This window comes from Tessaracoccus flavescens, from assembly GCF_001998865.1.
In the GTDB taxonomy this organism is placed as follows: domain Bacteria; phylum Actinomycetota; class Actinomycetes; order Propionibacteriales; family Propionibacteriaceae; genus Arachnia; species Arachnia flavescens.
Genome location: NZ_CP019607.1, coordinates 658,905 through 671,979 on the forward strand (window position 1 = coordinate 658,905; position 13,075 = coordinate 671,979).

Consider the following 13,075-nt stretch of genomic DNA (forward strand, 5'->3'; position numbering starts at 1 on the left):
ATACCCGCACTGTCAACTTCGCCAGCCGTGCCAGTGACAACTTCGCAGGGGTTCACACCTCGACGACTCTTTACGAGGGATTGCCATGTACGGAAGACCCGTACGGTGATATGGGCGGTGAGGGGAGGGCAACTGGAACAATGGGCACATGCATGTCGGCTACGCGCGCGTCTCGACTCTCGAGCAAGACCTCTCCGCCCAACGGGAAGCGCTCGAGCGCCTCGGAGTCGAGAGCAAGAACATCTACTTCGACCACGGCCTGACCGGAACTACCCGCGCCCGGCCCGGGCTGCGCGAAGCGCTGGCCGCGACCCGGGAGGGCGACACCCTGGTGGTGACCAAGCTCGACCGGCTAGCCCGCTCCCTCCCGGACGCGAGGGACATCGCCGACGAGCTCACCATCAAGGGAGTCGCGCTCAGCCTCGGCGGCAGCGTCTACGACCCCAACGACCCCGTGGGCCGCCTGCTCTTCAACGCGCTCGGCATGGTGGCCGAGTTCGAGGCGGACCTCATCCGCCTGCGCACCCGCGAGGGCATGGCCATCGCCAGATCCAAGGGCAAGCTCAAGGGCAAGAAGCCCAAGCTCTCGCCCTCTCAGCGCAAGCACCTCATGACCTTGCATACGGCTGGCGAGCACACCCAGGCAGAGCTCGCCGAGCTGTTCAACGTCTCCCGCACCACCATCTACCGCGAGCTGCGCCGCACCACGACCACCTCCTGACCGCCCATGCCCCCGCCACTGAGCGATCACAGAAGCCCGCCACTGAGCCATCAAATCCACACCACAGGGTCACCTGTGCGCCACCGTCGCCGTTAGGCACGTAGGCCACGGACACGACGTGCTTCTCCCCCGCCTTCACCGTGCCGGTGCCGGCACGGAAGTCGCGCCAGGTGCCGCCGGAGTCAGCGGAGTAGCCGTCCTGCAGCGAGCCGTTGTTGAACCGGACGAAGAAGTTGCCGCCCACGCCGATCAGGGTGGCGAGCTCGCGCTGGCTGCCGGTGGGGTTGAACTCCGCCTCCGCGACGAAGCCTGCCTCGATGTCCTCGTTCGGCATCGGGTTGGTGGCCGGGGTGAAGACCAGCGACTGGGTGGCGCCGCCGAAGGTAAGCGCCGAGTTGGCGAGCGAGACGCCGTTGTTCAGCGTGACGGTTCCGGCGGCGACCTCGGCGGCCGCGGGGGCGTAGACGCCTCCGGTGGCCGTGCCGTCGAAGCCGAGCAGGAGCTGATCGACCGCGGCGGGGCTCGGCTGGAGCTCGTAGCCGTCGCCTGCGCCGTCGGTCCCGTTGACCCGGACCTGGTGCAGCATGCCGACCATGCCGCGGTCGTCGCCCTGGGCGTTGACGTCGTTGCCGAGGCCGAACGCCTTGTTCAGACCGGCGGCCACCGTCGCGGGTGGGTTCCCGTGACGGCGGGCTGAGCCTCACCATCGACGCTCACGTCCATCACGACCCCGGCGAAGGTGGCGCGGTAGTGCATGGAGAGGGCGTACTTCTCGTTCAGCGCCGGAAGCGTCGCCTCCTTGTAGTTCTTCACCCAGGCGCCGGTCGCGTTGGTCGAGTAGCCGTAGCGAAGCTTGCCGTCCTGGGCGCGGACGAAGACGTTTCCTCCGGCGAGAGGTAGGTGGTGAGGGTCGGGTTCGCGGTGGGCGTGAACACCGTCTCCATGACGAAGCTCTGCGACCCGGTCCCGAGGTGGAGAGCGGCCGCGTCGAAGCGGAGCCCCTGGGTTCCGCCCCCGAGCTTCACCCCCTCGGGAACCTGCTCCTCGGCGCCGCTGATCCGGTGCAACGAGCCCCGCTGGGCCTCGTCCCCCTGAGTCGTGTACTGGGTGGTGCCCTCGAGCGAGCCCCCGAACGACACGTCCAGCGCATCGGTGGGGCTCGCCTGGGCGGTGAGGCCGGCTGTTACGCCGGCGGACAGCGCCACGGCCAGCAGGCCGATCATGGCGGCGCGTAACGTGGAGGGACGGTTGGTCAGTTGTCGCATGGAACTGCCATCGGGATCAGCATTGATCGAGACGACAGTCATCCTATGTCAGCGTTAACATTCTATCCGCGCGACAGAACAGGCGCGCACAGAGCGTGAGCGCTTACGCGGCCGGCCGAAGAATCAGGGCATGCGGAAGGGCCGCGTGGAGATCCACGCGGCCCTTCGACGACTCAGTGAGTCAGGAGATCACTTGATGATCTTGGTGACGTTACCTGCACCGACGGTGCGGCCGCCCTCACGGATGGCGAACTTGAGGTTCTCCTCCATGGCGATCGGCTTGTTCAGGTGAACGGTCATCTCGGTGTTGTCGCCAGGCATGACCATCTCGGTGCCAGCGGGGAGCTGGACGACGCCGGTCACGTCAGTCGTACGGAAGTAGAACTGAGGCGAGTAGTTGGAGAAGAACGGCTTGTGACGGCCGCCCTCTTCCTTGGTCAGGACGTAGACGTTGGCGTCAAAGTCGGTGTGCGGGGTGGTGGATCCGGGCTGGATCACGACCATGCCGCGCTCGACATCTTCCTTCTTGGTGCCACGGAGCAGCAGGCCGACGTTCTCGCCAGCGCGACCCTCGTCGAGGATCTTGCGGAACATCTCGACACCGGTGACGGTGGAGGTCTGCTTCTCGTCGCGGATGCCCACGATGTCAACGGTGTCGCCGGTCTTGACGATGCCGCGCTCGATACGACCGGTGATGACGGTGCCTCGACCGGTGATCGTGAAGACGTCCTCAACGGGCATCAGGAACGGCTTGTCGGTGTCGCGCTCCGGCGTCGGGATGTACTCGTCGACAGCGTTCATGAGCTCCATGATCGAGTCGGCCCACTTCTCGTCGCCCTGGAGGGCGGGGAAAGCGGCGACGCGGACGATCGGCAGGTTGTCGCCGTCGAACTCCTGAGCGGAGAGGATCTCGCGGAGCTCCATCTCGACGAGGTCGATCAGGTCGGCGTCAGCGTCGTCGATCATGTCGCACTTGTTGAGGGCGACGACGATCGCGGGCACGCCGACCTGGCGGGCCAGCAGGATGTGCTCGTGGGTCTGAGCCATCGGGCCGTCGGTCGCGGCGACAACGAGGATCGCGCCGTCCATCTGGGCGGCACCGGTGATCATGTTCTTGACGTAGTCGGCGTGGCCGGGGCAGTCGACGTGCGCGTAGTGGCGCTTCTCGGTCTGGTACTCGACGTGCGCGATCGAGATCGTGATGCCGCGCTGGCGCTCCTCAGGAGCCTTGTCGATCTGGTCGAACGCGGAGACGGCGTTCCACTCCGGGTAACGGTCGTGAAGCACCTTCGTGATCGCCGCGGTGAGAGTGGTCTTGCCGTGGTCGACGTGTCCGATGGTGCCGATGTTTACGTGCGGCTTGGTCCGCTCAAACTTGGCCTTTGCCACGAGGGCTCCTTCTTGAATTTCGCCACACGGGTGCGTGGCGTACGAACATTCCTCTATGAGGGTCGGCAACCGAGCATACCGCCCGGTGCCATACCTTTCCAATCGTAGCGATGCGGCCCCTCGACACCAAACCGAGGGGGCTCCTCTCCCCTGCAGGCATACACGAGGCGCGGCATCGCCGTCCGGGACATGCGAGACGGCCGGCCGGGAGTCTCCTCCCGACCGGCCGTACTCAGGCTGCGTGTGTCCTCAGACTCACTCGCCCTTCGCCTTGGCGATGATCTCCTCGGCGATGTTGCGCGGGGTCTCGGCGTAGGAGTCGAACTCCATGGAGTACGACGCCTGGCCCGAGGTCTTCGACCGCAGGTCGCCCACGTAGCCGAACATCTCCGACAGCGGCACGAGCGCGTTCACGACGCGGTTGCCGTGCTGCTCGTCCATCGAACGGACCTGTCCACGACGCGAGTTGAGGTCGCCGATGACGGTGCCGAGGTAGTCCTCGGGCGTGGTCACCTCGACGGCCATCATCGGCTCGAGGATGGCCGGGTCGGCCTTGCGAGCGGCCTCCTTGAAGGCCTGCGCACCTGCGAGCTTGAACGCCAGCTCCGAGGAGTCGACGTCGTGGTAGGCGCCGTCGGTCAGGGTGGCGCGGATGTTGTCGACCGGGTAGCCGGCGAGCACACCGAACTGCATGGCCTCCTTGATGCCCTGGTCCACCGCGGGAATGTACTCGCGGGGAACGCGGCCACCGGTGACGGCGTTGACGAACTCGTAGCCCGAGCCCGGCTCGGTCGGCTCCAGGTCGATGATGACGCGGGCGAACTGACCCGAACCACCGGTCTGCTTCTTGTGCGTGTACTCGATCTTCTCCACCTTGCGGCGGAGCGTCTCGCGGTACGCGACCTGCGGCTTACCGATGTTGGCCTCGACCTTGAACTCGCGGCGCATGCGGTCGATCAGCACGTCGAGGTGCAGCTCGCCCATGCCGGCGATGATGGTCTGGCCGGTCTCCTCGTCCGTGTGGACGCGGAAGGTCGGGTCCTCCTCCGCCAGGCGCTGGATCGCGTTGGACAGCTTCTCCTGGTCGGACTTGGTCTTCGGCTCGATGGCCTGCTCGATGACCGGGTTCGGGAAGGTCATCGACTCGAGCACGATCGGGTTGTTCGGATCGCAGAGGGTCTCACCGGTGGTGGTGTCCTTCAGGCCCATCACTGCGCAGATCATGCCTGCACCGATCTGGTCGATCTCCTCACGCTTGTTGGCGTGCATCTGGTAGATCTTGCCAATGCGCTCCTTGCGACCCTTTGTCGAGTTGAGCACCTGCGAACCGGCGGTCAGGATGCCGGAGTAGACGCGCACGAAGGTCAGCTTGCCCAGGTGCGGATCAGCGGCGACCTTGAACGCCAGGATCGACAGCGGCTCGTCATCGGAAGGCTTGCGCTCGAGGACGACGGACTCGTCGCCCGGCTTGAAGCCCTTGATGGCAGGCACGTCGAGCGGCGAGGGCAGGTAGTCGACGACCGCGTCGAGCAGGGGCTGGACGCCCTTGTTCTTGAACGAGGTGCCGCACACGACCGCGGTGAAGGTGTTCGTGATGACACCCTTGCGGATCGCTGCCTTGATCTGCTCCACCGAGGGCTCTTCGCCCTCGAGGTACATCTCCATGATCTCGTCGTCGACGTCGGCGCAACGCTCGATCAGCGTGGCGTGGGCCTCTTCGGCGCGGGCCTTGAGATCGGCCGGGATCTCCTCGATCTCGTAGTCCTCACCCATGACGGTCTCGCCGCGCCAGGTGAGGGCACGCATCTGCACGAGGTCGACGACACCGAGGAAGTCACCCTCAGCGCCGATCGGCAGCTGCAGGAGGACCGGATCGGTGTTGAGGCGCTCGCGGATGGTCTTGACGACGTGGTCGAACGACGCACCGGTGCGGTCAAGCTTGTTGACGTAGCAGATGCGCGGGACGCCGTACTTGGTGGCCTGGCGCCACACGGTCATCGACTGCGGCTCAACGCCTGCGACACCGTCGAAGACGGCGACGGCGCCGTCGAGGACGCGGAGCGAACGCTCCACCTCGACGGTGAAGTCGACGTGCCCGGGGGTGTCGATAATGTTGATCAGGTAGTTGTGCCAGAAACAGGTGGTGGCAGCAGAGGTGATCGTGATGCCACGCTCCTGCTCCTGCTCCATCCAGTCCATGGTCGCCGCACCGTCGTGGGTCTCACCGATCTTGTGGTTCTTACCGGTGTAGAACAGGATGCGCTCGGTGGTGGTGGTCTTGCCGGCATCGATGTGAGCCATGATGCCGATGTTGCGAACCTTATTCAGGTCGGTCACAGTGCATTCCTTCTTATGAAGTCTTCAAAAAACGCGAGAGCGCCCCCGGCCTCACGGCGCGGGGGCAGGAACTCACCAGCGGTAGTGCGCGAAGGCGCGGTTGGCCTCAGCCATCTTGTGCGTGTCTTCACGACGCTTCACGGAAGCACCAAGACCGTTCGACGCGTCGAGAATCTCGTTCATGAGACGCTCGGTCATCGTCTTCTCGCGACGGGCGCGGGAGAAGGAGACGAGCCAACGCATGGCCAGGGTGTTCTGGCGGGCCGGCTTGACCTCGATCGGCACCTGGTAGGTGGCGCCACCGACGCGGCGGGACTTGACCTCGATGGAGGGCTTGACGTTGTCGAGCGCCTTCTTCAGCGTCTGCACCGGATCGACACCGGTCTTGGCGCGGGTGCCCTCGAGGGCGTTGTAGACGATCGACTGCGCGACGGTCTTCTTGCCGTCGAGCAGGATCTTGCTGACGAGCTGCGTGACGACCGGCGAACCGTAGACCGGATCGGCGACGACGGGACGCTTCGGGGCGGGACCCTTGCGAGGCATTACTTCTCCTTCTTCGCGCCGTAGCGGCTGCGAGCCTGCTTGCGGCCCTTGACACCCTGGGTGTCAAGCGCGCCGCGGATGATCTTGTAGCGCACGCCGGGGAGGTCCTTCACACGACCGCCGCGGACGAGCACCATCGAGTGCTCCTGCAGGTTGTGGCCGACACCCGGGATGTAGGCGGTGACTTCGATGCCGGAGCTCAGACGCACACGCGCAACCTTGCGGAGCGCGGAGTTCGGCTTCTTCGGCGTGGTGGTGTACACACGCGTGCACACGCCGCGGCGCTGAGGGGAACCCTTCAGAGCCGGGGTCTTGTTCTTCGAGACCTTGTCTGTGCGGCCCTTGCGGACCAGCTGCTGAATAGTTGGCACCTGTTTGGTATCACTTTCGTCTTGGTGGACTGTACGTTTGTCTTCCCTGGCCGCAGCTTCGCAGGCCGTGTTCAGGACACCTTTCTGACCACGACGCAGTTCCACTGCCGTGCGGACTCAGCACGTCCACGCTCTCGACTGCAACGGTTGAGAGCGATCCACCATGCCAGGGCACGCACAAATGGGCCCGAGCAACCGGGCACCGCCCGACAAGGTTACTCCACGGGGTGTGGAGAATCAAAAGCGCGACGACACTCATACATAGTCCCCGCGAACGAAGGGGCCGTACCTCACATACTTTTCCCCGGGAAACAGTGACCGGCCACGATGGGGTGTGGAGGTTGGAGAGAAGCTGTCGATGGCAGCCCGAGTCGAGATCACGAAGAAGTACGCCAAGGCCTATGCCGCGGCCCCGAAGAAGGGCAAGTCCCAGATCCTCGACCACGTGGTCGAGATCACCGGCTGGAACCGTGACCATGCCCGCCAGCAGTTGGTGGCCCGGTTGAAACAGGCCCCGGGACGGGCCACCGCGACGGTCGCGGTGATCGATCGGCGCAAGACCAAGGCGTGTAAGTACTCCTACGACGCCAGGCTGATCCTGCAGCGGGTATGGGCGGCCTCGGGGGGCAGCTGCGGGCAGTACCTCGCCGCATCCATGAGCGATCTGATCGATGCGATGGAAGCCGAAGGCGAACTGGTGCCTAGCCAGGACCGTTACAGCGCCGAGGTCAGGGCCGAGCTGGAATCGATGTCGGCGGCCACGATCGACCGGTACCTCGCACCGGCGCGGGCGAAGGACCCGATCCGAGGAAAGACCGCCACCAAGCCCGGCAGCCTGCTACGAAACTCGATCACCGTGCGTAAAGCCGGTGACGAGGTCGAAGCCGAACCCGGGTTCTTCGAAGTCGACACCGTGGCCCACTGCGGCCCCACGCTGAAGGGCGAGTTCGCCCGCAGCGTGAACTTCACCGACATGCACACCGGCTGGAGCTTCACCTACTCCATCCGCAACAACGCCCACCTCCACATCCGGACCGCGTTCGACCACTTCATCGCCCAGGTCCCGTTCGCGGTCACCGGGATCGATTGTGACAACGGCTCGGAGTTCATCAACCACGACCTGATCGGCTGGGCCGGCCAACGAGAGGTGTTCTTCACCCGGTCGCGGCCTTACAAGAAAAACGATCAAGCCACCATCGAATCGAAGAACAACCACCTCGTGCGCCGCTACGGCTTCTACCACCGCTACGACACCGCCACCGAACTCGCGTTACTCAACCAGCTATGGCCGCTGGTCAACGACCGGCTCAACTTCTTCACCCCCACGAAGAAACCCGAAGGCTGGGCCACCGACACCGTAGGGCGCCGCAAACGCCTCTACGACAAGCCACGCTCCCCCTACCAGAGGCTCCTGGCCGCCGGGGTCCTCAACCCCGCCCAGGAAACAGAACTAGCCGCCTACAAGGCCACCCTCAAACCCGTCGCAATGCAACGACGCATCACCGAGATCCAACAGGAGCTCACCCGACTCGCAGGCCGAAAGACAGCCCGTCTCGAACAACACATCGCATGGAAGGCACCCGACCCCGCCGGCCTCAAAACCCGGGCCAGCTAACCCTTGTTTTCGCGGGGAAAAATATCTGAGGTAAGGCCTACCATTTCGCGGGGACTTGACAGTGAGGTACCACGAAGCGGCCAGCGTCGTCTTCGCCTGACAGGGGCGGACACAAAACGGGTCGCGCGAGGGGTTCCCGTGCGACCCGTGTGTCGAAGGCTCAGCGACCGGTGGACGGGAGTCCGGGCCGCCTGCCCGGCGCCGACGAAGTGGCCGACGGCATCGGGGAGGGCGAGGCGGTCGCCGTCGGCCGGGGTGCGGCTGACGGGGACGCGCTGGGTGCGGGGCTCGGGGACGCGCTCGGTGTCGGCGTCGGGATCGGGCTGGCGACGGGGCTGCAGTCGAGTGCGCCGCGACGCAGGGCGCCTGGACGCGCACCGTCGGTGAACCACCACGCGGACCGCTCCCCCGCCACGCACAGCGTGGAGGCGGCGAAGCCCTCGTTGTTGGTGTCGGGGAGGCCAGCTGGCCGGTCGATCAGCCGCACCGTCGGCTCGTTGGTGCCGTCGAAGGTGATCTGGGCTCCGGTGCCGGAACAGCCGTCGTCGCACATCGCCCACAGCACGCCGAGGGTCTCGTCGTAGTCGAGCGCCATGACGCCGCCGAGGCCGGGCAGGACCGAGCCCACCTGGTCGAGGCGGCCGTCACTGTTCAGGGCGTAGGCGTAGACGCCTCCGTTGTCCTCGACGGGACTGCCGAAGGTTTGGTTGACTCCAAGACCGCATGATTCCTGAGAGGGCGTCGTGCTGAAAGGATGGCAACCATGCCGAAGATCACCTACACCGACGAGTTCAAGCGCGACGCGGTCGCGTTGGTCGAGTCGGGTATCCCGCAAAAGCAGGTCGTCAAGGACCTCGGAGTGGCGAAAACCACGCTGCAGGCGTGGCTCCGTGACGCGAGGTTCAAGTCCCATGGGATGACCCCGACCACCGGTCCAGAGGCGCGCAAGGACATGTCGCAGGCACTGCGTCGGATCCGGGAGTTGGAGATGGAAAACGAGGTCCTACGGCGCGCGGCGGCGTATCTGTCGCAGGCTCACATCACGCCCCCAAAATGATCTATCCGCTCGTGAAGGAGATGGCCGCGGTCGGTGCCCGGGTGAGGGTGCCGGTGGCGGTCGCGTGCCGGATACTGGGATTCTCCAAACAGGGCTACTACAAGTGGCTCAAGCAACCGGTGTCAGCCCGTGAGGCCGAGGAGCAAGAGCTCATCTCGGTGCTGCATCAGCTTCACAACGACGACCCGGAGGGCGGCTACCGGGTGCTGGCAGACGACCTCGCTGAGTTGGGCTACGAGTTGTCCGAGCGCAGAGTGTGGCGGTTGTGCCGGGTCGCCGGGATCCAGTCGGTGTTCGCCAGGCGTAAGACTCGCTACAAGAAGGCCGGCGCGCCGGTTCACGATGACCTGGTCAACAGGCAGTTCAGCGCTGACGGGCCTAACCAGGTGTGGCTGACCGATATCACCGAGCACCGCACCCGCGAGGGCAAGGTGTATCTGTGTGCGATCAAGGACGTGTTCTCCAACCGGATCGTGGGCTACTCGATCGATTCACGGATGAAGGCCCGGATCGCCGTCAACGCGCTCGAGATGGCAGTGGCCCACCGAGGCCGGCCCACCGGGGTGATCGTCCATTCCGATAGAGGGTCCCAATTCCGGTCGCGCCGCTTCCGCAAGGCGCTGAAGCGCCACAGGCTACGTGGCTCGATGGGCAGGGTCGGGGCATGCCTGTTAACCGGCTAATCGGGGCGTTGGGGGTAGTCAAGGGCGCGGTGATGCGGTCAGGCATGCTGGATTTGGTGAGCGGTTTGGCGTAGGCATGGGGGTATGGACAACGATGATGTTCTCCTCCTTGAACGCGACGCTCAGTCGTGGCGACTCAGGTGTGACAGCAACCCCGAGTTGGTGTCGCAGGCCAACGCCTATCTGGGGTACCTCGCGGACCGGAACTACTCGCCACGAACGGTTCGCACCTACGGCTACGGCCTGCCCGCCTTCCACCGATGGCTCCATCACGTTGGGTTGAGTGTTGGCGACGTCGTCACCGACGACGTGCTGGGCTTCCTGAGCGCGTGTCGACAAGAAACGATCCCGGGCCGACCAGGGCCCAACGTGGTCGACCTGGCGGGCCGACCCACAGACCGGCTCGCACCAGCGTCGGTGAACCTGCGGCTGGCCGCCGTCGCCGGGATGTTCGAGTTCTTGTCGATGCGGGACCCGGGAATGCGTTCCCCGATCCCCAAGGGCAAGCCCTCGTCCTGGTTCGCGACCGGGGAGCGCACCGGCATGCTGGTCCATACCCGCCGACGACCGGCACCACGATCCCGGCTACGGCTGCGCACCCCCAGACGGCTGCCGCGGGCGTTGAGCGTCGAGGAGACCGCCACGCTGTTGGGGTCGCTGCGTTGCAGCCGGGACCTGTCCATTGCGGGGTTGATGCTCTACTGCGGGCTTCGTTCCTGCGAGGTCCTGGCCCTGGCGGTCACCGACGTCGATATCGGCGGCCGGTGGTTGAGTGTCCACGGCAAGGGCGGCAAAGACCGTCGCGTCCCCCTTGACGAGGACCTGGCCGCGATGATCGCCTCCTACCTCCTGACAGACCGGCCCGAATCCTCATCACCTGTGTTGTTCCTCAGCGCGAAGGGCCCCACCCGCGGGCAACCACTGACGGCAGCTGGGTTGCGCAGCATCTTCCGTTACCACCGCAGCATCACCGGGATCGTTGCCGGCGCCCCACATGCTTTGCGTCACACCTTCGGCACCGCCTTGGCGGAGGCCGGGGTTGACCTGGCAGTCATGCAGGCCCTGCTGGGGCACGCCCACGTCGACACCACCGCCCGCTACATCCACCTCGCACCGACTCACGTGAAGGCCCAATACGATGCCGCTCGCACCCGTCAACGCCTCAACCGTCCCTGACCCCTCCGAAACCCCCAAGCAGGTGGTGGCCGCCTACCTCACCCACCAACACCGAACCGGTCGGGGCAATGTCTCCTTCACCCAAGCAGCCAGAGTGTTCATGCGTCGCTGGCCCCAGCCCCAGAACTGGGCCGACGAGGCACTTCAGGTCCAACTCTCCGCAGGTTGCGCTACCCGTCCATTCATCACGTTCCTGCTGGTCACCGGACGGTTGCACCCGGGCTGGGACTACATGGTGAACCGGAAGTTCTCCTCGCTCTGGCGCGACGTCGAAGACACCGCCATCGGGGCAGACCTTGAGGCGTTCATCGAAGCCGCCCGCGGTTGCGGCTACAGCGAGCGCGTTGCCTCCGCGATGGCCTCCCAAGTCATGGCTCGGGTGTTGTTTGCCACCGGCAGGCCGCTGTCACAGACCACCTATGCCGACTTCGACGCCCTCACCGCCGCTGGCGTCCGGCGTCAACACGCCACGGGCAGGACTTGGAAGCACTACCGCGCCGCGGCGACAGCAACGAAAACGGTGCTGTTCCACATGGGAATTCTGCCCGCCCTGCCCGAGCCCTGCCAGCAACCTTGGCCCTTTACCCGTCGCCTCGAGGGCATTCCGGAGCCGATGCATTCGATCCTGGTGCGATACCTGCAACGCAAAACTGTGACCTGCAAACCCAAGACAGTCTCCTGCCTGGCCACCCGACTGAAGCACTTCGCCACCTTCATCACCGCCATCGATCCTGAACTGATCCCGTCGGAATTGACGCGCTGCGATCACATCGAACCTTGGCTGGTGTCCCTGCCTCACACCCTCAACTCCACTACCGGGGCGTTGGTCACCGTCGCTGACCAGGCCCGCCGGATCTTGGCCGCGGCCAACTTTCTGGCTGACATCACCGAGTGGGACTGGCCCGAAGCCCCAACACGGAGGCTGTTCTACTCCTCCGACAATCCGCGGCTTCCCCAGCCACTGCCCAGGTTCCTGCCACCCGACGCGGACCGTCGCCTCACCGAAGAACTCACCGCCTCCGAAAACCGGTTGGCCGCTGATGCTCTCCTGCTGCAGCGCGCTTGCGGGCTCCGCATCGGGGAACTCCTTGACCTTGAACTCGACGCCGTCATCGACACCCCCCACCTCGGATCCTGGCTCAAGGTCCCGCTGGGGAAACTCGACACTGAGCGCATGGTCCCAATCGACGAGGAAGCACTGACGAGATCATCGACAGAATCATCGCGCTGCGTAGCCCTGGCCGGGCGATCCCGCACCCACGCACCGGGCAACCCGCACAATTCTTGTTCACCGCCCACGGCCGCCGTCTATCCGCCAACGTCCTGCGCCATGAGCTGCGGCGCGCGGCGACCTCGGCAGGGATCGGGCATGTCACCCCCCATCAGCTCCGTCACACCTACGCCACTGCATTGGTCAACGCCGGAGTTTCCCTACAAGCACTGATGTCGATCCTGGGACACGTCTCCGCCGAGATGAGCCTGCGCTACGGCCACCTCTTCGACACCACCATCCGCGCCGAATACGAACGCGCCCTCGACCTGGCCAAGAACCGCATCGGCGCACTACCCCAACCCGCCAACACCGCACCGCCGAGCCCGCCGCAACATGGATGACCGGCCCGACGATCAAAACCGCCCTCGCGAGCGGGTACTGCCTCCGCGCCCCCGCACAACAGGCCTGCACCTACGCCAACATCTGCGAGCACTGCCCGAGCTTCCACACCACGATCCAAGACATCCCCGCCCTGACCCGGCAACGCGACACCGCCGCCGCCCTGGCCGACGACGCGCAACACCGCGGATGGGACAGCGAAACCGAACGCCACCTCAAACTCATCACCCGGCTCAACAACCTCATCGACACCGCCACGACACGCCCGAACGCCGGATAAAACCAGACACCTCCATCACCGCAAAA

At 65.3% G+C, this 13,075-nt stretch carries 13 protein-coding genes and 1 pseudogene; 6 read left to right on the forward strand and 8 right to left on the reverse strand.

The genetic code is table 11. The features are described from left to right. Positions 1-148 precede the first annotated feature (148 nt). Positions 149-721 (forward strand): recombinase family protein, encoded by a 573-nt coding sequence (locus BW733_RS03210; RefSeq protein ID WP_015011457.1) that lies wholly within the window; start codon positions 149-151, stop codon positions 719-721. On the opposite strand, the gene BW733_RS03215 is transcribed toward BW733_RS03210, so the two are convergent. The 7 genes from BW733_RS03215 to rpsL all read right to left on the reverse strand — a co-directional run bounded on the left by BW733_RS03215 (position 663) and on the right by rpsL (position 6,626). Continuing rightward, the gene (locus tag BW733_RS03215; protein ID WP_077347854.1) at positions 663-1,385 is read right to left on the reverse strand and encodes a hypothetical protein; all 723 of its coding nucleotides are present in this window, start codon (positions 1,383-1,385) and stop codon (positions 663-665) included. The two genes, BW733_RS03210 and BW733_RS03215, sit on opposite strands and share 59 nt — an antisense overlap. Continuing rightward, positions 1,370-1,534 carry a hypothetical protein gene (locus tag BW733_RS18170; RefSeq protein WP_161490117.1) on the reverse strand — a complete coding sequence of 55 codons (165 nt, stop codon included), beginning with the start codon at positions 1,532-1,534 and terminating at the stop codon, positions 1,370-1,372. Before BW733_RS18170 ends, BW733_RS03215 begins: the two co-directional genes overlap by 16 nt. Continuing rightward, complete coding sequence (locus tag BW733_RS03220; protein ID WP_152024539.1) at positions 1,531-1,986, reverse strand: hypothetical protein; 456 nt, start codon at positions 1,984-1,986, stop codon at positions 1,531-1,533. Before BW733_RS03220 ends, BW733_RS18170 begins: the two co-directional genes overlap by 4 nt. A gap of 189 nt (positions 1,987-2,175) precedes the next feature. Then, positions 2,176-3,375, reverse strand: a complete 1,200-nt coding sequence (gene tuf, locus BW733_RS03225; protein WP_077347858.1) for an elongation factor Tu — start codon at positions 3,373-3,375, stop codon at positions 2,176-2,178. A gap of 255 nt (positions 3,376-3,630) precedes the next feature. After that, on the reverse strand, positions 3,631-5,676 hold the full coding sequence (gene fusA / locus BW733_RS03230) for an elongation factor G (RefSeq protein WP_077352668.1): 2,046 nt from the start codon (positions 5,674-5,676) through the stop codon (positions 3,631-3,633). Positions 5,677-5,784: 108 nt separating this feature from the next. Then, positions 5,785-6,255 (reverse strand): 30S ribosomal protein S7, encoded by a 471-nt coding sequence (rpsG, locus tag BW733_RS03235; protein WP_077347860.1) that lies wholly within the window; start codon positions 6,253-6,255, stop codon positions 5,785-5,787. Further along, on the reverse strand, positions 6,255-6,626 hold the full coding sequence (gene rpsL / locus BW733_RS03240; RefSeq protein ID WP_014847273.1) for a 30S ribosomal protein S12: 372 nt from the start codon (positions 6,624-6,626) through the stop codon (positions 6,255-6,257). The genes rpsG and rpsL overlap by 1 nt, the downstream gene beginning before the upstream one ends. A 358-nt stretch (positions 6,627-6,984) precedes the next feature. On the opposite strand from rpsL, the gene BW733_RS03250 reads away from it, so the two are divergent. After that, positions 6,985-8,241, forward strand: a complete 1,257-nt coding sequence (locus BW733_RS03250; protein ID WP_152024495.1) for an integrase catalytic domain-containing protein — start codon at positions 6,985-6,987, stop codon at positions 8,239-8,241. A gap of 160 nt (positions 8,242-8,401) precedes the next feature. On the opposite strand, the gene BW733_RS03255 is transcribed toward BW733_RS03250, so the two are convergent. After that, positions 8,402-8,869 carry a hypothetical protein gene (locus tag BW733_RS03255; RefSeq protein WP_077347862.1) on the reverse strand — a complete coding sequence of 156 codons (468 nt, stop codon included), beginning with the start codon at positions 8,867-8,869 and terminating at the stop codon, positions 8,402-8,404. Between the two features lie 135 nt (positions 8,870-9,004). Between BW733_RS03255 and BW733_RS03260 the strand changes: the two are divergent. The 4 genes and pseudogenes from BW733_RS03260 to BW733_RS18825 all read left to right on the forward strand — a co-directional run. Next, positions 9,005-9,963: pseudogene (locus BW733_RS03260) on the forward strand (IS3 family transposase); the annotation flags it as partial. A gap of 102 nt (positions 9,964-10,065) precedes the next feature. After that, positions 10,066-11,157, forward strand: a complete 1,092-nt coding sequence (locus tag BW733_RS03265; RefSeq protein WP_077347864.1) for a tyrosine-type recombinase/integrase — start codon at positions 10,066-10,068, stop codon at positions 11,155-11,157. 1,284 nt (positions 11,158-12,441) lie between these two features. Then, positions 12,442-12,771 (forward strand): tyrosine-type recombinase/integrase, encoded by a 330-nt coding sequence (locus tag BW733_RS20230; RefSeq protein ID WP_202970272.1) that lies wholly within the window; start codon positions 12,442-12,444, stop codon positions 12,769-12,771. After that, entirely contained in the window at positions 12,768-13,049 is a 282-nt protein-coding gene (locus tag BW733_RS18825) for a hypothetical protein (RefSeq protein WP_202970273.1), read from the forward strand. The genes BW733_RS20230 and BW733_RS18825 overlap by 4 nt, the downstream gene beginning before the upstream one ends. Positions 13,050-13,075: the final 26 nt, after the last annotated feature.